At 61.2% G+C, this 22,352-nt stretch carries 11 protein-coding genes; 6 read left to right on the top strand and 5 right to left on the bottom strand.

Translation table 11 applies throughout. The features are described from left to right. Positions 1-12 precede the first annotated feature (12 nt). Positions 13-2,319 (top strand): TonB-dependent siderophore receptor, encoded by a 2,307-nt coding sequence (locus H7A77_RS22160; RefSeq protein ID WP_089192449.1) that lies wholly within the window; start codon positions 13-15, stop codon positions 2,317-2,319. Positions 2,320-2,539: 220 nt separating this feature from the next. Here H7A77_RS22160 and H7A77_RS22155 read toward each other — a convergent pair whose 3' ends face one another. From H7A77_RS22155 to H7A77_RS22145, 3 genes are all read right to left on the bottom strand, one after another. After that, complete coding sequence (locus H7A77_RS22155; protein ID WP_182074667.1) at positions 2,540-3,772, bottom strand: YncE family protein; 1,233 nt, start codon at positions 3,770-3,772, stop codon at positions 2,540-2,542. A 47-nt stretch (positions 3,773-3,819) separates the two neighbouring features. Continuing rightward, on the bottom strand, positions 3,820-6,729 hold the full coding sequence (locus tag H7A77_RS22150) for a condensation domain-containing protein (protein ID WP_182074666.1): 2,910 nt from the start codon (positions 6,727-6,729) through the stop codon (positions 3,820-3,822). Positions 6,730-6,807: 78 nt separating this feature from the next. Next, positions 6,808-8,901 (bottom strand): TonB-dependent receptor, encoded by a 2,094-nt coding sequence (locus H7A77_RS22145; RefSeq protein WP_182074665.1) that lies wholly within the window; start codon positions 8,899-8,901, stop codon positions 6,808-6,810. 535 nt (positions 8,902-9,436) lie between these two features. On the opposite strand from H7A77_RS22145, the gene H7A77_RS22140 reads away from it, so the two are divergent. Then, on the top strand, positions 9,437-11,047 hold the full coding sequence (locus H7A77_RS22140) for a condensation domain-containing protein (RefSeq protein WP_182074664.1): 1,611 nt from the start codon (positions 9,437-9,439) through the stop codon (positions 11,045-11,047). A 64-nt stretch (positions 11,048-11,111) separates the two neighbouring features. Next, entirely contained in the window at positions 11,112-14,207 is a 3,096-nt protein-coding gene (locus tag H7A77_RS22135) for an amino acid adenylation domain-containing protein (protein WP_182074663.1), read from the top strand. A 42-nt stretch (positions 14,208-14,249) separates the two neighbouring features. On the opposite strand, the gene H7A77_RS22130 is transcribed toward H7A77_RS22135, so the two are convergent. Together H7A77_RS22130 and gltP are read right to left on the bottom strand one after the other, a co-directional pair. Further along, entirely contained in the window at positions 14,250-15,593 is a 1,344-nt protein-coding gene (locus H7A77_RS22130) for a condensation domain-containing protein (RefSeq protein WP_182074662.1), read from the bottom strand. Positions 15,594-15,867: 274 nt separating this feature from the next. Further along, on the bottom strand, positions 15,868-17,184 hold the full coding sequence (gene gltP / locus H7A77_RS22125; RefSeq protein WP_033641576.1) for a glutamate/aspartate:proton symporter GltP: 1,317 nt from the start codon (positions 17,182-17,184) through the stop codon (positions 15,868-15,870). A gap of 901 nt (positions 17,185-18,085) precedes the next feature. On the opposite strand from gltP, the gene acs reads away from it, so the two are divergent. The 3 genes from acs to actP all read left to right on the top strand — a co-directional run bounded on the left by acs (position 18,086) and on the right by actP (position 22,096). Further along, entirely contained in the window at positions 18,086-20,044 is a 1,959-nt protein-coding gene (gene acs / locus H7A77_RS22120; protein ID WP_033652607.1) for an acetate--CoA ligase, read from the top strand. A 91-nt stretch (positions 20,045-20,135) separates the two neighbouring features. Continuing rightward, on the top strand, positions 20,136-20,447 hold the full coding sequence (locus tag H7A77_RS22115) for a DUF485 domain-containing protein (RefSeq protein WP_004930047.1): 312 nt from the start codon (positions 20,136-20,138) through the stop codon (positions 20,445-20,447). Then, on the top strand, positions 20,444-22,096 hold the full coding sequence (actP, locus tag H7A77_RS22110) for a cation/acetate symporter ActP (protein WP_004930048.1): 1,653 nt from the start codon (positions 20,444-20,446) through the stop codon (positions 22,094-22,096). The genes H7A77_RS22115 and actP overlap by 4 nt, the downstream gene beginning before the upstream one ends. Positions 22,097-22,352: the final 256 nt, after the last annotated feature.

Genomic DNA, 22,352 nt, shown 5'->3' with positions numbered 1-22,352 from the left:
TAGGGCACTCAAATGAAAAGCAAGCTATCACGTTATTCTTTGGCCACTCTTATCGGCTTGGGATTGGGCGCGTCCGCGTTCGCCAACGCCGCGCAGCAGACCGACACCCCCACCACGGAAGAAAACAGCGGCACAGCGGATAAAAAGCCGCGCGGCGAAGACACCATCGTCGTGACCGCCGCCCGGCAGAACCTGCAGGCGCCGGGGGTATCCACCATCACCGCCGACGAGATCAAGAAACGCCCGCCGGCGCGCGACATCAGCGAGCTGATCCGCACCATGCCCGGGGTTAACCTGACCGGCAACTCCACCAGCGGCCAGCGCGGCAACAACCGCCAGATCGATATCCGCGGCATGGGCCCGGAAAACACCCTGATTCTGATCGACGGCAAACCGGCCTCCAGCCGCAACTCGGTGCGTCAGGGCTGGCGCGGCGAACGTGACTCACGCGGCGATACCGCCTGGGTGCCGCCGGAAATGATCGAACGCATCGAAGTGCTGCGCGGCCCGGCTGCGGCGCGCTATGGCAACGGCGCCGCGGGCGGCGTGGTCAACATCATCACCAAGAAGGCCGGCGATGCGCTGCACGGCTCGCTGAACGGCTACTTCAACGTGCCGCAGCACAAGCAGGAAGGCGCCACCAAGCGTACCGATTTCAGCCTGTCCGGCCCGCTGAGCGATTCCCTGAGCTTCCGCCTGTTCGGCGGCTACAGCAAAACGCAGGCCGACGCCTGGGACATTAACGAATCGCATAAGTCGTACCGTGCTGCAGCCACAGCAACCACTCCTAGTTATGAAAATAGCGTTCCCGCTGGCCGCGAAGGGGTTATCGATAAAAACATCGACGCCCTGCTGCACTGGGATTTCGCCCATCTGCAGTCGCTGGAGTTCGAATACGCCTATGGCCGCCAGGGCAACCTGTACGCCGGCGATACCCAGAACACCAACACCAACGCCCTGGTGCAGAACAACTACGGCAAAGAGACCAACCGCATCTACCGTGAAACCTTCGGCCTGACCCACCGCGGCGCCTGGGACAACGGCGTGAGCACCAACAACTACGTGCAGTTCGAACGCACCCGCAACACCCGCCTGAACGAAGGCTTGGCCGGCGGCACCGAAGGCATCTTCGATACCAAGAACACCGGTTTCGGCACCACCAAGCTGGATGACTTCCTGGCGCACAGCGAAGTCAGCGTGCCGTTCGAGCTGGGCGTCGCGCAAACCGCTACGCTGGGTACCGAGTGGTCTCAGCAGCGAATGAAGGACGGTAGCTCGGTGGCTCAATCCTTGGACGAAGGTGGCGCACTCCCTAATACCAGCGGTAGTAGCCGCAGCCCTTACTCATCTGCTCATATCTTCTCGCTGTTTGCCGAAGATAACATTGAGCTGACCGACACCACCATGCTGACGCCGGGCCTACGCTACGATCTGCATTCGGAATCTGGCAATAACTGGAGCCCGGCGCTGAACCTATCGCAGGAACTGGGTGATTACTTCACGCTGAAAATGGGCATCGCACGCTCCTATAAAGCACCCAACCTGTTCCAAACCAACGGTAACTATGTTCTGTTCAGCCGTGGACAAGGTTGTACAGACAGTTCCCGCTACTGCTACTTACTGGGCAACGACGATCTGAAAGCGGAAACCAGCGTTAACAAAGAGATCGGGCTGGAGTTCCACAACGACGGCTGGTTGGCCGGCGTGACTTACTTCCGCAACGATTACCGCAACAAAATCGAATCTGGATCTAGCCCTATTGGTACCACGAACGGCAAAAAAGGCCTCACTAACATTTATCAGTGGGAAAACGTGCCGAAGGCGGTGGTGCAAGGGCTGGAAGGCTCGCTGAACGTGCCGGTCAGCGAGACCGTCACCTGGAGCAACAACGCCACCTACATGATCGAGAACAAGAACAAGACCACCGGCGATTACCTGTCGGTGATCCCGAAGTTCACCGTCAACTCGACCCTCAGCTGGCAGGCCACGCAGGATCTGTCGCTGCAGTCCACCCTGACCTGGTACGGCCGGCAGAAGCCGAAGAAGTACAACTACCAGGGTAAACCGGCCACCGGCGGCGAAACCCGCGAGGTTAGCCCTTACGCCGTCGTCGGCGCCAGCGCGACCTATGATCTGACCAAAAACGTCAGCCTCACCGCCGGCATCGACAACCTGTTCGATAAACGCCAGTTCCGCGCCGGCAACGCGCAGAACGTCGGCGACCCGAACACCGGCGCGATCAACATCGCCGGTGCGGGCGCGGCCACCTACAACGAACCGGGCCGCACCTACTACATGAGCATCAACACCCACTTCTGATGACATGAACCAACGACAAAGGGGTGCTCAGCACCCCTTGAGGTAAATGACAAAGCGGATGACGTTGCCGGGCTTTCATTAGGCGACAGATAGAAAACAAGGAAAATCAATTCATTGATTTTCGGCTGATAACCACAAAGGAGGAAAAACCACGCTTTTTCCTCCTTTGTCAGCCACGAGAAAGGGCGCCGCGGCGCCCTTTTTTTATCTTTCCATTCAGTTATTTGGTGTGTAGCTGAATGCGCACCACGCTTTCGGCTTTGCCGGCCTTAGTGGCAGCGCCGTCGTTTTTCACCGTTACGAACAGCGCATCGCCTTTCGGATCCAACGCCAGGCTGTTAGGGTGCGGCGGCAGGTCCACGGTTTGCAGGCGCTTGAGGGTCTTGGCGTCGAACACCGTCAGCGTCCCGGCGCCGTGATCCACGCGCACGCCCTTGCGGTTGGCGACATACAGCCGCTGGCTGCGCTCGTCGAGCAGCAGACCGATCGGCACTTCATCCGTCAGTTCGCTGGCCAGCACCTTGCCGCTGTCCGCATCCAGCGCAAACACCCGGTGGCCGCTGCTGCGCTTCACGTAGTCGCGCCCCAGATGATGGTTGCGGTAGTCGTCGCGGTCGATGCCCTGATCGACGCCCAACAGGCGGTTGCTCGCCGGGTCATACACCAGGTTCAGCAACTGATCGGCCTGCACCTCGTGCGTGGCGGCGATCGCCAGCGTGTCGGCGTTCAGGGTGATCACCTGCCCCTGCATGTTGGAGACGAACACCCTGCGGCCCTTCTCATCCAGCGTGATGCCCACCGCGTTGTAACCGAAGCCCGGGATCACTTTTTCCAGCTTGCCGGCCTTGGTATCGACCACGTACAGCACGCTGTCGACGCCGAAGCCCAGCCCCGGCAGGAACAGGCGGCCGCTTTGCGCGTCATATTTAATCTCGCGGATGCGGTACAGGTAGTCCTCAGTGATCTTGAACTTCTTCAGCTCCGCCAGCAGGAAATCCAGGCGCTTGCCGCTGATGCCCGCCTGCTTGTAGGCCTGCTCCAGCACCGCTTTATCCAGCAGCTTGATGCTGCCCAGCGCATGGTTGGTGGTGGTGTCCACCACCCCGACTTCGCCGTTGAAGGCCTGCGTCAGGTACAAACGATTGCCCGCATCGTTCAGCGCCACGCCGAAGCCTTTCACCTGCAGCGGGATCTCCGCCTTGATCGCCAGGGTGTTGGGATCCAGCCGCAGCACGCGGGAGCGCGCTTCTTCCTTCCAGTCCGGCGCACTGACGAACAGCGCCTGCTGCGAGGTGCTGTAGGCCATCTCCACCACCGCCGACGACAGCGCCTGGCGCTTGATGTCCTGCGGTTTGATGCCGGCATCGTCCGCCTGCGCGGCGCCGGCGACCACCAGAGAGGCCGCCACCAGCAGCGACAGTAACGCGCGCGGGGTTGCTAGGGTTCCAGACATCCTTTTATCTCCTTGAAAATCATGCTTTCGGTTAGAGTGAAACAACGTCATGCCTGCGGCCCGGGCGGCAGCGCCGCCAGAGCGATATCGCCAGCGATGTGCTGCGCAAACTGGGTAAAGACGTGCTGAACGCCGTCGGCGATCAGAGTGGCCTGCTCCCTGCTGTAGTGATCCTGGCGATAGGTCATCATCACCCGCAGGGATTTCTTCCCGGCCAGATCGTCTTCCATCACCTCAAACTGCAGGCCGAGCAGCGATTCGGCTTTCTCCGGCTCCACCTGACGGTAGGCGATCGCACGGCCGTCCTGCAGCCGGAACTCGCCGTTCAGCTTGATGCGGCTGTGGATCTGGATGAACACTTCGAACATGTGGTTTTTGCGGTCGGCATCCACGCCGAACAGCCCTTCTTCCACCAGGTCGATCGGAATGTCGGTGTATGGCAGCGAGCCATTGATGGTGTTTTTCACCTGACTGACCAACCCGGCGACCGTCAGCCCTTCGTCGAAGCGCACGCGGTGCACCACCACGGTGGTGAAGTAGCCGACGGTATCGAAGAACTCGGCGTCGTTACGGCCGGAGGTCGAGGTGCCCACCAGCAGATCCGCCGGGCCGCCCAGCAGGCGCAGCGCCGAGGTAATCCCGGCATACACTACGTTAAACAACGAAGCGTTGTTGCGGCGAGCGAGCTGATACAGGCCTTCCGCCACGGCGGGATCGACCTCGAACTCCAGCCAGCCGCCGTTGACGTCCGCCGGCGCCGGCACCGCCGGATGGGTGGACGGTTCTTGCCGGAAGATCGGCTGGCCGACCGGCGCGCCGCGCAGCGCGTCGAGCCAGTAATCCAGATGTTGCTGCTGCACCCCGGAGGCCCGCTGCTGCCGGGCGAAGGTGTGAAACTGCGGCGGCTGTCCGCTCCACTGCGGCGCCTGGCCGACGACGCGATGGCGATAGGCGACGCCCAGCTCATCCATCATCAGGTTGAGCGACCATTCATCCAATACCACGTGGTGGAACAGCAGCGACAGCAGCTGCTGGCCGTTGTCCGCATCGCGCAGCAGCGTGACGCGCAGCGGCAGCTCGGCGGCCAGATCGAAACGGTGCTGGCCGGCGTTGGCCAACAGGGCGGCGGCGTTGCCCGCCGGCGTTTCCTGAGAGAAGCGGAACCATTGGTAATCCGACAGTTCGGCGGCCGGCACCACCACCTGCACCACCTCCCCCTGCTGCTCGACGAAGCGTGAACGCAGCACGGTATGGCGAGTCATGACGTCGATAAACGCCTGACGCAGCGCCGTTTCATCCACCTCATCGAAGAAACGCAGGGAGAACGGCAGGTTGAAGATCTCGTCATGACCAAAGGCTTCATACACCTTCCACAACGATTCCTGCGCCAACGACAGCGGCGCCTGCGCCCGATCATGATCGTCGGCGGTCGTCGGTGCGGCATTCGGCTGCGCGACGTTCAGGCGTTTGGCGTACCCCGCCAGCCCGCGCGCCGTCGGATGGCTGAACAGATCGTTAATATTGATTTCGATCTGATGGAGGCTCAGCAAGCGGCCGATCACCCGGGTGGCGACCAGCGAATGGCCGCCGCGATCGAAGAAGTCTTCATCCAGGGTCATTTCCGGCGCCGCCAGCGCCTCGCTGAACGCCTGCAAAATCAGTGATGCAATGCTTTCGTCCGCGTCGCCGTTCGCCGCCGGCGCGGCCATCGCCGGGGAAACGGCCTCAGCCGCCGGCAATGCGACGGCAATCCGCTGCCCGGCCAGGAACGCGCTGAACTGCTCCAGCAGGAAAGGCGCCGCGTGCGGAGACAGACGCGGATCGGTGACCAGCTCCAGCGTCAGCGTTTCCGCCTCGGGCGAGCTCAACAGCAGCGCCAGTTCAAACGGCGTATGCAGCGGCGGCAGCAACAGGCGTTCGGCGTGAACGCCTTCCAACCGCCACTCTGCAGCCAGATCGTCGCGCCAGGCCACCAGCAGCTGCGCCCGCTGCGGATCCGGCTGTTCAGCCACGGTCTGCGCCAGCAGCCGTTGCCCGGCATCGCCGTCGCCGTGACGTACGGTCAGGCGCATCAGCGGCGCTGCCGTCAGGCCCAGTTCCAGGCCGACGCACTCCGCCGTCTCAGCCGCCGGCACGCACAGCTGCACCGCTTGCCCGCCGGCCTGCGTGGCGACGAACTCGGCAAAACGCGCCGCCACCGCCGCCAGCAAGGCCCGCGGCGTGTCGTTGGCGGGCAACAGCGAGCGCGCAATGCGCGTGACCACGCGCGCGCCCACCGGCGGCAACGCTTCAGCACGCTGCGCCGGGCTGCGGTAATCCTGCAGCGAGACCGCCTGTCGCGCCCAGGGCAGCTGTGGCTCCGGGATTTCCGGCAGCTCGACCGGCTCCGCCGCGAAAGGCAGAGGCATCGCATCTCCGTTATAGCGGGCGGACATCATCGCCGGCAGGTGGCGCCACGGCAGCGTTTCCGCCAGGATGTCATGCAAGACCGCGCCCAACATCACGTCACCGCCCGGCGTGAGCAACAGCAAGAAGCGCAGCGGCGCTTCGCCTTCCAGTTCAAACGGCGCCGCCTGCGCCTGCAGCAGGCAATCCATGGCGTGTTGTTCATCCGCCACCTGACGCAGGCTCACCGGCAACGGCGCCGAATCGGCGGCGCGTTTAATCAGACCGTTTTCGTCATCAAAAACGTAATGCACGTTCACGCCCGGCGTTTCCCGCACCAGCGCCTGCAGCGCCGCCGTCAGTTGGGCGATATCCACCTCTCCCGTCAGGCGCCAGGCCAGCGCCCGCTGCCCGCGTGCGTCACCCTGCTGCAGATGGGCAAACCATGCCCGTTCTTCGGCTTCGCTTACCGGCCGCTCGCCGTTCGCCGCCCCCGCGCCCAGCGCCTGAAACGCGCTCTCCAGCCGCTGGGCCTCTTCATCGCTCAGAATGCTGTCAAAATCACCGATCACTGCGTTATCTCCTTTGCCCGGCCGTGCCGGGATAGCGCATAAAACGGGGGACATTCGTCCCCCGTCACCGCGATAGCGTTAGAAAGTCAGCTCAACCGCTGCGCCGACCAGGCGGCCTCGCTGGAGCGTCGCCGTGTAAATGTCATTGCTTCTGACCATCTCGCGGCGGTCGGAATCAAACAGGTTTTTCGCATACAGCGTGGCGCGACCGTAGTCGAAGGTGTAAGCCAGCTGGGCGTTGGCCGTCCAATAGGAACCGATGCGCCCGCGCGAGTCGTTGTCGTATTGCGAATAGTAGGAGTCGGTAAACGCCACATTGCTGCTCAGCTCCCACCCTTTCAGGAACTGATATTTGGCGCCCATGTTGGCGGTGTAAGCCGGCGCGCGCGCCAGCTCATGCCCTTCCACGCCGCTGCCCGAGAACTTCTTGATGTCGGTTTTCAACAGGCCGAGGTTGCCGAACAGTTCGAAATCCCAGCGCGGCTGCCAGGTAGCGCCGATTTCCGCGCCGTAGGTTTCCACCTTGTCGGCGTTGCGGATCACGCTAGAGTTCTCGCCCAGCGAGTACGGCAGCTGCATATCCTTGTAATCGTTGTAGAAGATGTTACCCGTCAGCACCACGTTGGCGTCTTTCAGGTGATGGCGGGTGTACAGCTCGTAGTTCCAGACATACTCGGAACCGTAGGTGTAGCTGACCACCGGCGTGCCGATCGTGATGCCGCCGCCGCCGGCGTTATAGCCGCGTGCGATCTTGGCGCCGTAGGTTTGGGTATCCGTCGGTTTCCAGGCCACGTCCAGCTTCGGCAGGAACACGGTGTAAGTTTCATCGAAGTCGATACGCACCGCCTGGCTGCCGCCGTCGCGGCGACGGTGTTCGCGTTCCAGCCGGCTGGCGGCGGTCACGTCCACCTGCGGCGTCAGCGCATAGGTCAGCTCGGCGAACGCCGAATGGGTATCGGTTTTATCTTTGAAGGTCGATCCGCCGAAGATGTTGACGAACTCATCCTGCGTACCGTGGAAGTAACGCAGCCCCGCCAGCCCGTGCAGACGGCTGTCCGCGCCGCCGAAGCGCACCACCGGCTCTACGTGAACTTCCTGGCCGTCGATCTCGGCGTATTGGATGTTGTAAGCGGTCGGACGGTTGATGTTGAAATCGGTATAGATAACGCGGTTTTCAAACGTCAGCGCATCGGAGGCCTCCCAGGCCAGATCCCAGATGGTGCTGTTCATGTTGCTTTTGAACACGGCGCGGCGCGGATCGTGACGCGGATTGGTCGGGTGCGGCTGCGGGTTGAGGCTTTCGTTCTGTGGCGCGGTGCTGCCGAAGTGGTTAAAGGTCAGCTTGGTAGTCAGATCGCGCAGGCCGGCCGGGTTGAACAACAGCTTGGCGCGGGCAGTGGTGGCTTCCACTTCGCGCGGGTCGCCCACTGGCGCATAGGCCGGCAGATCGGCCTCGCTGCGGCGGCGCTGGCGATCGACGCTGACGCGGAACGCCAGCTGATCTTCCACCAGCGGGCCGGACGCCATGGCCGCCAACTGTGAAGAGTGCTGGTTGCCGGCCCCGCCCTTGAAGGCGCTTTCCCACTCGAAGGTCGGATCCTTACTGGCCATGACGATGGCGCCGGCGATGGCGTTGCGCCCCTGGATGTAGCTTTGCGGGCCGAGGAACACTTCGACGCGATCCAGATCCCACAGCGACTGCGGACCGAACGCCTGTTCGTTATAAGTCAGCGAACGGCCGTCCAATGACAGATTGAGGCGCGGGCGGGTGCCGCTGAGGAAAGCGTTGGCGCCGACGTTCGGGCCGGAACCGTCGATGCCGCGCACGGTCGGCAGTTCGTTGCCGATGCCCAGATCCACCACGTTGGGGGTCATGCGCAGCAGATCGGGGATCTGCACCGCATCGGGCATCGAGGCGATGCGGTTGCTGTCGAACACCTGCACGCTGGAGCCGGTGTCGAAAATGGACCGTTTGATCTTCTCACCGGTGACCAGCAGGGTTTCCGCGTCCTGGTAGGTTTCGTTGCTCTTCGTTTCCGCCGCGTTGACGTTACCGATCGCCAGTGAACAAACCCCTAAAAATACGGAGGAAAATGCCCCAATGGCTTTCAACCCCGCCTTTTCCCCGTTTCCTACGCTTTCATGCCGTTGAGCCGCAAAATGCTTGCCCATAGATGTCTTCTCCTTTCATCCCAGAGGTGCACAAAATTTGATTTTTTTTTACACAACCTACATCGACACTCACACAGATCATGACGCTGCGGCCTTCCCGGCCTTGCTGTTGCTTATCCCTGCGGCAAACCCATGTCTTTCGCGGCCGAACGGGCGCGGCCCCGTCCACGGCCAAGCCGCCGGCGGAGCGGCCGGCAGCTTGTATAAAAACGTAAAATAATGTTAAGAATGATAATATTTTGCATTTTCTAATGCAAATCATTATCAACAAAGGTGTGGGGGCTGACAAGATAACTGCCAGAAACCCTTATACTTTCGCAGGAAAAACGAGCGCTGCAATAACAAGCAATCATTTCAATGCTAAGAATAATATAGATAAATTATTCACACCCAACGCCCTCTCTGCTCGGTGTTGCTAAAACGCCTTATAGATAGCACCCGTGCGCCAAATGGATCAAATAATAATAATTTTCATTCCTATTAACATTTGGATATATTCTTGCAGTCTCGTTGGCTGAATCAAAATGGATACCCGATGAAAGCGTTAACCACGATGCAGGCCGCCTATTGGGTAGGCCGACAGTCCGCTCCCCCTCTGGGCGGCATGGCCGCCCACCTGTATGCGGAGTTCGACGGCGGCGAGCTGGATGCCGCTCGGCTCCGCCAGGCCGTAGAGATGTTGTACCTGCATCATCCGCTGCTGCGCCTGCGCATTACCGACGATGGCCGACAGACGATCGCGCCCCCCGGTCCCCGGCATACCTTGCATCTCGACGACTGGCGACACGCCGATGAAGCGACGCTGGCGGCCGCGCTCGCCGCCAAACGCCAGGCGAAAAGCACCCAGCTGCTGCCGCTGGAACAGGGCGTTCCCTGCGATATCAGCCTGAGCCTGCTGCCGGAAGGGCGCAGCCGCTTGCACGTCGATCTCGACATGATCGCCGGCGATGCCATGAGCTTTCGCCTGCTGATGGAGGATCTGACGGCGTTTTATCACCAGTGTCCGGCGGCGCCCTCCCATGACGCGCCGCCGGCCTACTTCGATCACCTCGAACGACGCAACGCCGACGAGGCGCTGCGCCAGCGGCGCGAACGCGGCCAGCGTTGGTGGCGTGCTCGCCTGGCGCAGGTGCCGCCGGCGCCGCGCCTGCTGCGCACGCCGGACCGCTGCCGCAGCGATCGTTTGGCCATCCAGTTGAATGCAGAAGAAAGCCGCGCGCTGGAGAGCGTGGCCAAGCGGCACCACACCTCCCTCTCGACGCTGTTTCTGGCGCTGTTCGCGCTGGCCGTCAGCCAGGGTTGGAACATGACGCGCTTCCGGCTCAACGTGCCGCTGTTCCACCGCGAGAGCGAACGGGAAGACGCGCACCGCCTCGTCGGCGACTTCTCTAATCTGGTATTGCTCGGCGTGGAATTGAACCCGACGGAAAACCTGAACGCCTTCTGCCAACGCCTGATGGCGCAGCTGGCGGAGCTGATCGAGCATGCAGCTTATCCCGGCGTCAGCGTGATGCGCGATCTGTCACGCCTGCACGGCAGCCTGCAGCCTTCGCCGGTGGTGTTTACCGCCGGTTTCGGCATCCGCGGCAAGACGCTGTTTTCCGAACGGGTCGCCAACACCTTCGGCCCTCTCGGCTGGGTCATCTCTCAGGGGCCGCAGGTCGCGCTGGATGCGCAGGTCGCCCACGTCGACGACGGCATTCTGATCAACTGGGACGTGCGGCTGGACGCGTTTCCCGAGCACGCGCTGCCACGCCTGCTGGCCTGTTACCGGGCGCTGCTGCACCTGGCCGCGCGGCAAGCGGGGGCGTTCGATCGCCCGCTGTCGCAACTGCTGGCGCAGTGTACCCCCGACGCGCTGGCGCAGCAGGCGCCGGTGCGCCAGGTGCTGCACCGGCTGCTGGCGCGGGTGGCTCCGGAGGCCGGCTTGCACGACCACGACGATATCCACCGGTTGCCTCTGCCGGATGCTGGGGTGAACGCGCTGCTGACGGTGCTCAACAAATATCTGGCGGCGGCGCTGACGGCGCAGGATCTGGCGGCGCATCCCTCTCCGGCGGCACTGGCGGCATTGATCTGCCAACGCTCGCCCGAGGCAGGACGGCATGCGAAAACGCTGCTCGCCGCGCTGGCGCCGCAGCACTGAGATCGGTTTCCGGGCGCGCGACGTCCGGCACGTTTTAATCGGTTAGCGACTATAGGGAAGCACCATGGAGACACCATTAACCGCACTGCAGCAGGCCTATCTTCTCGGCCGCAGCGATCGATGGCCGCTCGGCGGCGTGGCGATGCACGACTTCCGCGAATACCGCGCCCGGCAGCGGGATGTGCCGCGCCTTGAAGCGCGCCTGGCCGAGCTGGTACAGCACTACCCAGCGTTGCGCACCTGCATCGATATGCAGCGCGGCACGCAGCACGTGCGCCCGGAAATCACGCTGCATCTGGATCGCCACGACCTGCGCTCGCTGGATGACGAAGCGGCGCAGCGCCAGACGGAACAACTGCGCGAGCGTTACTCCCACCAGCGCCACGATCCGAGCCAACCGCTGTGGCGCATCGCCGTGATCCAACTTGCCGAACAGCAGGATCCGACGGGATCGCCGTACGATACGCTGATCTTTACCAGCTTTGATGCCTTGATCCTCGACGGCCAGGGGATCTCCGCCGTGATCGCGCGCCTGTTCGACGATCGCCCTCTGACGCCGACCGCCGCCGCGCTGCCGCCCCCTGCGGCATCGGCGGCGCAACGCCAGGCCGATGCCGCCTATTGGCGCGAGAAGCTGCAGGATGTTACCACCCCGTCGGCGTTGCCGTGGCGCGCCCCGCTCGCCAATCTCACCGCATCACGCTATCGCCGCGCCACCCTGACGCTGCCGCACGACACGGTCAAACAACTCGGCCGCCTGGGATCGCCGCATGCGCTGCTGCGCAACAGCCTGCTCTCGGCGCTGATCCTCGATACGCTGGCCCACTGGACCACCGACGGGGAGCTGTGCGTCGGGGTGCCGGTGGCGTTCCCCGCCGCCGACGGCGCGCTGGGCAACGCCTCCAGCTTCGTGGCGGTGCGCTATTCGCGCTATGGCGAAGACTTTATCCAGCGCGCGCAAGCCTTGCAGGACGATGTGCTCGGCGCGCTCGATCACCTGGCGTTTTCCGGCGTCGATCTGGCGCGTCAGTTGCTCGGCCAAAGCCAGGGCGGCCCGGCGCTGCCGGTGATCCTGACCAACTGTTTGGGTTGGGAAACGCTGCCGGCCGAGGCGCCGGTGCGCTTCCACGATGGCCTGACCCAAACGCCGCAGGTCGCCATTGATATCCGTCTGACGCTGGACAGCGAAAAAAACCTGCAGCTGTGCGTGGATTACGCCGAGCAGGCTCTGCACGGCGAGCAGGTAGCGGCCATGCTGGCGGCCTTGCAGCGGCGCATCCTGCACAGTTGCCAACGCGCCGATCTGGCGATCGCCCCGCGAGATTTCATCGATCTGGCGCATTACCGCCACAACGACAGCGAAGCGAATTACGCGCCTTATCCTTATCTGGCGCAGCTGGCCGAGCGGCTGTTCGGCGCGCATAACGGCGGCAACGCGCTTATCTGTGGCGAGCAGACGCTGACCTATCGCGAGCTGGGCCGGCGGATCGCCACGGCGATCGCCAACCTGCAGAGCCGCGGCGTACAGCCGGGCAACGTGGTGGCGCTGTATTTGCCGCGCAGCCCGGAACAGATCATCTTCAGCCTCGCCTGCGCCCTACAGGGGGTGATCTGGGTGCCTATCGACATCAACTCGCCGCCGGAGCGCACCGCCTACCTGCTGGAGAACTGCCGGCCGACGCTGGTGGTGCACGGCGGCGATCTGGAGACGCCGATCGGCGTGACGCCGGCTACCCTGCTGACGCCGACGGATCGCGCGCCCGCGCTGCCGGATGAACAGGCGTTGACGGAACGCAGCGCCAGCCAGGCCGCGAGCTATTACCTGTATACCTCCGGCACCACCGGTAAACCCAAGTGCGTGGTGCTCAACAACCGCGCCACCGCCAATGTCGTGCACCAAACCCAACAGCGCTGGAGAGTCACCGCCGACGACGTCTTTATTTCCGTGACGCCGCCGCACCATGACATGTCGATGTTCGATCTGTTCGGTTCGCTGTGCGCCGGCGCCACGCTGGTGCTGCCGGCGCCGCATCAGGAAAAAGACGCCATCAGTTGGAACCAACTGGTGGAAAAACATCGGGTCAGCCTGTGGTGCTCGGTGCCCGCCATTCTGGAGATGCTGCTCACCTGTAAAACGGCCGACAGCCTGCGCTCGCTGCGCTTGGTGGCGCAGGGCGGCGACTACATAAAGCCAGCGACGGTGCAAACCCTGCGCACTCTGCGCCCGGATCTCACTCTGTTCTCACTCGGCGGGCCGACCGAAACCACCATCTGGAGCATCTGGCACCCGATCGCCCCGCAGGAGAGCGGCACCGTGCCTTACGGCCGCCCGCTGCCGGCCAACCGCTATTTCATCTGCCATGACGACGGCAGCCACTGCCCGGCCGGCGTGGTCGGCCGCATCCATACCGCCGGGGTCAACCTGGCGTTGGGCTACCTGGAGCAGGGGGAGCTGAAGCAGCACGACTTCGTCACCCTCGCAGGGCCGGACGGGCAGCCGCAGCACGCTTTCCGCACCGGCGATCAGGGCTATTACCGTCCGGACGGCAACATCATGTTCGCCACCCGGGTGAACGGCTATGTGAAGATCCGCGGCGTGCGCGTCTCGCTGCCGGAAATCGAAGACGTGCTGCGCCGCCATCCGGCGATCCGGGATATGGTGGTGGTGGATTATCCCAGCGGAGAGAACAACGAGGCGGCGCTCGGCGCCCTGTATCTGACCCGCGACGGCAAGCCGCTGCCGCTGTCCGAGATCCGCGCCTTCGCCACCGGCTATCTGCCCTGTACCCATATTCCCACGCGCTTTATCCACGCCGAGGCGCTGCCGCTGTCTGCCAACGGCAAAACCGACCGCCATCGTATCCGCGCCGACCTGAGCCAGCGGCAAACCGCGCCGGCGCTGAACGCCTGCGCAGCCCCGCCGCCGAACGCGCCTTTGGCGCGCAGCGCAGAGATCCTGACCATCTATTGGCAGGCGATCGGCGTGACGCCGCGCCCGGAATGGGGAGAAGAGACGGCGTTTATCGCCATGGGGCTGAAGCTGCCGCATATCAAACAGGTGGCGGAGCGCCTCAATGACGCTTTCGGCACCCGGCTGGTGAGCAGTGCGCTCTTGCCGTGCAAGAATGCGCGCGAAGTGGCGGCGTTACTGACCAGCTGAAGCCACACCACTCGGGCGGGGATATCCCCCGCCCGCAGGTTATCAGGCGGGCAATGCCGTCAGGGCCGCGAGCGGTTGCTCCCAGGCTTCCCGCTGCAGCGCGCGCAGCAGAAATTCTTGCAGCGCCTCGCCATAGTCCAGCGCATCCTCCGTCGGGAACTGTTCCAGATAAATATCGATATCCACCTGCAGATCGCGGGCGTCGGTGCGGCCGCGATACGTCAGGTTGAAACCGTCGCCCGAGCCGCCGGCCAATACGCGCCGTGCGCCGCGACAGCCGACAAAACGGGGCGCATCGAAGGGTTGCACGTTGATGAAGGGAGAAATAAAGAAGCGCGAGTTCGGATCCACGCCGCGATCGGCGGCCAGTTGGCGCAGACGATAGCCGGCGTGGCTGCGCAGCTCGCGCAGCTGCTGCGTCAGGGTGGTCAGAAAGCTCCCCAGCGTCTCCATTGGCGACGGCGATACCAGCAGCGGCAGGGTATTAACCGCCAGCGAAGGGACGTTGGTGGCGGCTTGCCCGCGGCGATTCATTGCCGGCATCCACATCGGCAACGCATCGCCCTGCCGGGCGTGGCGCGGCATGACCTGAAACAGCCAGGCCGCCGACAGCGCCACCAGCAAGTCGGGCCAATTGATGCCACTGCGTTCCGACTGCTGCGCCAGACGTTGCGCGACTTCTGTCGGCAACCGACGGTTGACGCTCAGGCGTCGCACGCCATACTCCCCGCCGCCCTTACGCACCGTCGGCAGCGCCTGCGACGGCGGCAGATAGGCCTGCCAAAAGCGCCGATCGCGCTCGCAGCGTTCTGAATCGACGTAGGCCAACTCGGCCTGTTGAAAGGGGGCGAAAGCACCCAAAGGGATGCCCGCGCTCCCCTGGCCGAGGTAGTGCGCATATAGCGCGGCGCAGCGGTGTTCGATTAGCGCCATGCCGAAACCGTCGACCAGAATATGGTGCGCACGCACGTACCAGAGGTAACGCTCCGGTCCCAGCTTCAGCAGCCAGGCGGCGGCTAACGGTTCGCGGTGCAACGCCCGGTGCTGCGCGATATCCTCGTGCATCAGGCTTTGCGCCGCCTGCCAGGGATCGCGATGCGTTTGCAGATCGATACGTTGCAATGACGGTATGCGCTGTGGCTCGTGCCGTAGCGGCGGAGGATGGTCGCCACGCCGTTCGCCAAAGCGCAGGGCAAACGCCTGCGTCTCGGCGAGGGTGGCGGCGATCGCCCGGCAGAGCGCCGCTTCCTCTATTGCGCCGCACAGTTCGGTGCAATGGGCGACGGTGGATAAGGCCTGCCCAGGGTGCAAGGTGTATTCTTCCCAGAAATCAAGCTGCGCTGGCGCCAGCTGCAACCATTCAGAGGCCAAAGCGGTGTCCGACATGTTACCTACCTTTGATAAGCCTGAATAAAAGCGCCGAACGGGCGATACCCCGCCGTTCAACGGCTTTTGTGTGTCTCCATACATCATCAAATGAAAATGATAATAACATCTATTATCATTTACAATAATTTGGTAACACTTTAGATTCTGTTAAGCGGGGATGCAAGCGACGCAGCGGGGGCAGAGAAAAGAAAGTGGCAGGCTGAAAGGGCATAAAAACAAATCGCCCCGGGCACGGATGCCCGGGGCGTTTTCATATCCCGCTAGCCGGTGATTAGCCTTGATTGGCCGGCTTCACCTTCTGCGCCAGGAACTCCGTTTCGTAGGCCAGCGCCTTCTTGCGATCGAACTGGTGCTCCCACTTGGCGATAACCAGTACCGCCAGCGCGTTGCCCACGACGTTCAGCGCGGTGCGCGCCATATCCAGGATACGGTCCACGCCAGCGATAAACGCCAGGCCTTCCAGCGGAATGCCGACGCTGCCCAACGTCGCCAGCAGCACCACGAACGAGACGCCCGGCACGCCGGCGATCCCTTTCGAGGTCACCATCAGCGTCAGCACCAGCACGATCTCCTGCCCCAACGACAGCTCGATGCCGTACAGCTGGGCGATAAAGATGGCGGCGATGCTCTGGTACAGCGTCGAACCATCCAAATTAAAGGAGTAACCGGTCGGCACCACGAAACTGGTGATCGACTTGGGCGCGCCGTAAGCCTCCATCTTTTCGATGATGCGCGGCAGCACCGTTTCCGAACTGGCGGTGGAATAAGCCAGGATCAGTTCGTCTTTCAGGATGCGGATCAGCGTCCAGATGCGCAGGTTGCACAGCCGAGCGACCGCCCCCAGCACCACCAGGGCGAAGAACGCGATGGCGAAGTACACCAGCACCACCAGCTTGGCCAACGGCAGCAGCGAAGCGAAACCGAAGTTCGCCACCGTGACCGAAATCAGACCAAACACCCCGATCGGCGCATAGCGCATGATCATGTGGGTGACTTTGAACATGCTCTCGGACACGGCTTTGAAGACCTTCAGCAGCGGCTCTTTGGTCTCTTTCGGCAACGACGACAGCCCCAGACCGAACAGCACCGAGAAGAAGATAATCGGCAGCATGTCGCCCTTGGCCATCGACGAGAAGACGTTCGACGGGATCAGCGACAGAATGGTCGCCACCAGGCTGTGCGAACCGCTTTGCACCTGTTCGGTGGTTTTCTCATACTGCGAAATGTCCACCGTGGTCAGCGTCGACATATCGATGCCGTGGCCCGGTTGGAAGACGTTGGCCAAGGTGAGCCCCACCACGATGGCGATCGTGGTGATCACTTCGAAGTAAATAATGGTTTTCAATCCGATGCGGCCCAGCTTTTTCGCATCCCCCACGCCGGCAATACCGACGATCAGCGTGGAAATAACGATCGGCACCACAATCATCTTAATCAGACGAATAAAGATATCACCCGCCGGGCTGAGAATATTGCTCACCAGCCACTCACGAGATTCGGTCTGGTTGTGCAATACCGCGCCAACAATAATACCCAGCACCAACGCGATCAGGATTTGCCAAGCCAGGCTAATTTTTACACTTTTCATACCCAAAAAGTCCTCAAAGACTCTTTGCGCCGTACAAAGTCGCAACACGGCGAAAAGAATACTTAATCATTTATTACAGGCTTATGTTAATTCAGTGGAAGCGTTCACCTGCCCTGGGTGCGACGCAGTATAAATCTGTATCATCCGGGCGGCATGCTCTGCAAGCCTTGATTTGTCAGGGTTGAGCGCTGAATCGAATCACAAAAAATTCGCGCAACTATTTCAAATGGCATAATTGCTTGTTATTAAAAACATAATTTTTCATATAATGAAGCACATAACCGCGCCGGCGACGTTTTTTTGAACGCGATTAAAATGCGTTATTTTTCGTCCATTCTGCATATTTAGTCCGCATCAAATGTTTATATTTTGTTACTCAAAAGTCAAATAAATGGGAATTGCCCGAGTGACATTTTCACCCATAAATGCAGCGCCGTTTTATATTCCGATTAAAAATCGAACAATTCAGCAGGATGAATGCCACACGGTATTTCCCGAGTTTTCATCAGGAATTAAACGTTAATAGAACGTTATTTCACGATGTGCCGTCCATCGTTATATCGCGTTAATACCAACTTCGAATATTAATAGCGAAAAATAATCAAAAAAGATTTATAGCGCGAAATAATGTCGGTCTCTCCCACCCTTATTAAGCGCAAGGCAAATACCCTCGCCTTTGTTTATTCTTTTTTGTTCTTTAGATAAGTGTTTTTGGCTAAAAAAGCGGGTTTATGATGATTTAAACGCCAAATAGATAGATACGTACTGCAAATGCGACAGAACTATTACAAATCAATATCTTTGTTGCGTGATCTGCCGCGCAAAAAAGAAACAAAGAATCGTAGCAAACTATACTTAACCTTCAGTTGACATATCATTAACAACTTCAAGGAGAAAAGCTATGAGCCAACTGCATAAACACGCTATTCCTTCTGCAATTGCAGAACGCGCCCTGATTAATCCGGCACAATACCAACAGTATTATCAACAGTCGGTTCAAGACCCAGAAGCTTTCTGGGGTGAGCATGGCAAAATCCTGGACTGGATCAAACCCTATACCAAAGTCAAAAACACCTCGTTCGATCCGGGCCACGTCAGCATCCGTTGGTTTGAAGACGGCACGTTGAACCTGGCGGCCAACTGCCTGGACCGTCATTTGGCCGAGCGCGGCGACCAGACCGCCATTATCTGGGAAGGCGATGACCCGACCCAATCCAAGAAAGTGACCTACAAACAGCTGCACCATGATGTCTGCCAATTCGCCAACGTGCTGAAAAAGCTCGGCGTGAAAAAAGGCGACGTGGTGGCTATCTATATGCCGATGGTGCCGGAAGCGGCGGTCGCGATGCTGGCCTGCGCCCGCATCGGCGCCGTACATTCGGTGATCTTCGGCGGCTTCTCACCGGAAGCGGTCGCCGGGCGCATTATCGACTCCAACGCCAAACTGGTGATCACCGCCGATGAAGGCCTGCGCGCCGGCCGTGCCGTGCCGCTGAAAAAGAACGTCGACGATGCGCTGAAAAACCCCGGCGTGGTCAGTGTGGCCAACGTCGTGGTGTTCCAGCGCACCGGCAAACCGGGTTACTGGCAGGAAGGGCGCGATCTGTGGTGGCATGAGCTGACCCAGGGCGTTTCCGCCGATTGCCCGCCGGAAGAAGTGAACGCCGAAGATCCGCTGTTTATCCTGTACACCTCCGGCTCGACCGGCAAGCCAAAAGGCGTGCTGCACACCACTGGCGGCTACCTGGTGTACGCCGCGATGACCTTTAAGTATGTGTTCGACTATCACGACGGCGACATTTACTGGTGCACCGCCGACGTGGGCTGGGTCACCGGTCACAGCTATCTGCTGTACGGCCCGCTGGCCTGCGGCGCCACCACGCTGATGTTCGAAGGCGTACCTAACTATCCGGGCGTCAATCGTCTGTCGCAGGTGATAGACAAACACCAGGTCAACATTCTGTATACCGCGCCGACCGCCATTCGTGCCCTGATGGCCGAAGGCGACAAGGCGATCGAAGGCACCCGGCGCGATTCGCTGCGCATCATGGGCTCGGTCGGCGAACCGATCAACCCGGAAGCCTGGGAGTGGTACTACAACAAGATAGGCAACGCCAAATGCCCGATCGTCGACACCTGGTGGCAAACTGAAACCGGCGGCTTCATGATTACCCCGCTGCCGGGCGCCACCGAGCTGAAGGCCGGTTCCGCCACGCGGCCTTTCTTCGGCGTACAGCCGGCGCTGGTCGATAATGTCGGCACGCCGCAGGAAGGCGCCTGCGAAGGCAACCTGGTGATCGTCGATTCCTGGCCGGGCCAGGCGCGCACCCTGTTCGGCGATCATGACCGCTTCGAGCAAACCTACTTCTCGACCTTCAAAGGCATGTATTTCAGCGGCGACGGCGCCCGCCGCGACGAGGACGGTTACTACTGGATCACCGGCCGCGTCGATGACGTGCTGAACGTCTCCGGCCACCGTTTGGGCACCGCCGAGATCGAGTCCGCGCTGGTATCTCACCCGAAAATCGCCGAAGCGGCGGTGGTCGGCATTCCTCATAACATCAAAGGCCAGGCGATCTACGCCTATATCACGCTGAACCACGGCGAAGAACCGACGCCGGAGCTCTATGCCGAAGTGCGCAACTGGGTGCGCAAAGAGATAGGGCCGATCGCCACGCCGGACGTGCTGCACTGGACAGACTCGCTGCCCAAAACGCGCTCCGGCAAGATCATGCGGCGTATCCTGCGCAAAATTGCCGCCGGCGACACCAGCAACCTGGGGGATACCTCCACGCTGGCGGATCCGGCTGTAGTCGACAAGCTGTTGGAAGAAAAACAATCAATGAAAGTGCCGTCATAATTTACGCCGCTTCAGGCCGCTCATTCGGATAACGCGCCGTTGAGCGGCCCTGGCGCGGCGTACTCTATCAATACCTACTGGAGACACTCTGATGAATGACACCATTTATCAAGGGATTGAAGAAAACCCGCGCTTTAAAGAGCTGGTGAGAAAACGCGGCCGGTTCGCCTGGCTGCTTTCGCTGATTACGCTGGCGCTGTACGTCGGCTTCATTTTGTTGATCGCCTTCGATCCCCAATGGCTCGGCACGCCGATCGCCGCCGGATCGACCATTACCCGCGGGATCCCGGTCGGCGTCGGGCTGATCGTGATCTCTTTCGTCTTGACCGGGATCTATGTGTTCCGCGCCAACGGCGAATTCGATCGCCTCACCGCAGAGATTCTGCGCGAGGTGAAACAATGAAGCGCTTATTGTCCGCCGCCGCGCTGCTGTTGCTGCCGGGCCTGGCCTGCGCCGACGCCATTGGCGGCGAGGTGCATCGTCAGCCGCTGAACATCCAGGCGATCGTGATGTTTATCCTGTTTGTCGGCGCCACGCTCTACATCACCTATTGGGCCTCCAAGCGCACCCGTTCCCGTCAGGACTACTACACCGCGGGCGGGCGCATCACCGGTCTGCAAAACGGGCTGGCGATCGCCGGCGACTTTATGTCCGCCGCCTCGTTCCTCGGCATCTCCGCACTGGTCTATACCTCGGGCTATGACGGCCTGATCTACTCCATCGGCTTCCTCATCGGCTGGCCGATCATTCTGTTCCTGATCGCGGAACGCCTGCGTAATCTCGGCCGCTATACCTTCGCCGATGTCGCCTCTTACCGTCTGCAGCAGAAACCGATCCGCACCCTCTCGGCCTGCGGCTCGTTGGTGGTGGTGGCGTTGTATCTGATCGCGCAGATGGTCGGCGCCGGCAAGCTGATCCAGCTGCTGTTCGGGCTCAACTACCATGTGGCGGTGATCCTGGTCGGCATCCTGATGGTACTGTACGTGCTGTTCGGCGGCATGCTGGCCACCACCTGGGTGCAGATCATCAAAGCGGTGCTGCTGTTGGCCGGCGCCAGCTTTATGGCGCTGATGGTGATGAAGTCGGTTAACTTCGACTTCAATACCCTGTTCGCCGAAGCGGTGAAGGTGCATCCGAAAGGCATCGCCATCATGAGCCCCGGCGGGCTGGTGTCCGATCCGATTTCCGCGCTGTCGCTTGGCCTGGCGCTGATGTTCGGCACCGCCGGTCTGCCGCACATCTTGATGCGTTTCTTCACCGTGAGTGACGCCAAGGAAGCGCGCAAGAGCGTGTTCTACGCCACCGGCTTTATCGGTTACTTCTATATTCTGACCTTTATCATCGGCTTCGGCGCCATCTTGCTGGTCAGCGCCAATCCGGCGTTCAAAGACGCCACCGGCGCGCTGCTGGGCGGCACCAACATGGCGGCGGTGCATCTGGCCAATGCCGTTGGCGGCAACTTCTTCCTCGGCTTTATCTCGGCGGTGGCGTTCGCCACCATTCTGGCGGTGGTTGCGGGCCTGACGCTGGCCGGCGCCTCGGCCGTGTCCCACGATCTGTACGCCAGCGTGATTAAAAACGGCAAGGCGACCGAGCGCGATGAGCTGAAGGTCTCCAAGATCACCGTCGTGGTATTAGGCCTGGTCGCCATTGCCCTGGGGATTTTGTTCGAGAAGCAGAATATCGCCTTTATGGTCGGGCTGGCGTTCTCCATCGCCGCCAGCTGTAACTTCCCTATCATCATCCTGTCGATGTACTGGTCGCGTTTGACGACCCGCGGCGCGATGATTGGCGGCTGGTTAGGCCTGCTGACAGCGGTGATTCTGATGATCCTCGGCCCGACGATCTGGGTGCAGATCCTCGGCCATGAGAAACCGATTTACCCGTACGAATACCCGGCGCTGTTCTCGATGATCGTGGCCTTTGTCGGCACCTGGCTGTTCTCGATCACCGACAGCTCACTGGCCGGGCAGCAAGAGCGGGAACGCTTCCGGGCGCAGTTTGTTCGTTCGCAAACCGGGCTGGGCATTTCTCAGGGCAGCTCGCATTGACCGAATAATAAGTGAAAAAAGCAAACACACCCTAATCAAAGGCCCTTCGGGGCCTTTTCTCTGGCTCGCTGACGGAGAAGAAGGAGGGGAAAGCAGCGCAGCGTAGCTGCGCTTTTTTGCGTTTTACGCACAGCAAAAAGCCCTGAACGTCAGTTCAGGGCTTTCGGCTTTGTTTGATGCCTGGCAGTGTCCTACTCTCGCATGGGGAGACCCCACACTACCATCGGCGCTACGGCGTTTCACTTCTGAGTTCGGC

The sequence above is a fragment of the Serratia sp. ME47 genome (assembly GCF_903970925.1).
GTDB lineage: Bacteria > Pseudomonadota > Gammaproteobacteria > Enterobacterales > Enterobacteriaceae > Serratia > Serratia ureilytica.
This window is presented reverse-complemented; position numbering and strand designations above follow the sequence as displayed.

Bases quoted from the DNA above. Each gene is read 5' to 3' on its own strand.
- H7A77_RS22160 (WP_089192449.1), top strand. From the start codon at position 13: ATGAAAAGCAAGCTATCACGTTATTCTTTGGCCACTCTTATCGGCTTG.
- H7A77_RS22155 (WP_182074667.1), bottom strand. From the start codon at position 3,772: ATGTCTGGAACCCTAGCAACCCCGCGCGCGTTACTGTCGCTGCTGGTG.
- H7A77_RS22145 (WP_182074665.1), bottom strand. From the start codon at position 8,901: ATGGGCAAGCATTTTGCGGCTCAACGGCATGAAAGCGTAGGAAACGGG.
- H7A77_RS22140 (WP_182074664.1), top strand. From the start codon at position 9,437: ATGAAAGCGTTAACCACGATGCAGGCCGCCTATTGGGTAGGCCGACAG.
- H7A77_RS22135 (WP_182074663.1), top strand. From the start codon at position 11,112: ATGGAGACACCATTAACCGCACTGCAGCAGGCCTATCTTCTCGGCCGC.
- H7A77_RS22130 (WP_182074662.1), bottom strand. From the start codon at position 15,593: ATGTCGGACACCGCTTTGGCCTCTGAATGGTTGCAGCTGGCGCCAGCG.
- gltP (WP_033641576.1), bottom strand. From the start codon at position 17,184: ATGAAAAGTGTAAAAATTAGCCTGGCTTGGCAAATCCTGATCGCGTTG.
- acs (WP_033652607.1), top strand. From the start codon at position 18,086: ATGAGCCAACTGCATAAACACGCTATTCCTTCTGCAATTGCAGAACGC.
- H7A77_RS22115 (WP_004930047.1), top strand. From the start codon at position 20,136: ATGAATGACACCATTTATCAAGGGATTGAAGAAAACCCGCGCTTTAAA.
- actP (WP_004930048.1), top strand. From the start codon at position 20,444: ATGAAGCGCTTATTGTCCGCCGCCGCGCTGCTGTTGCTGCCGGGCCTG.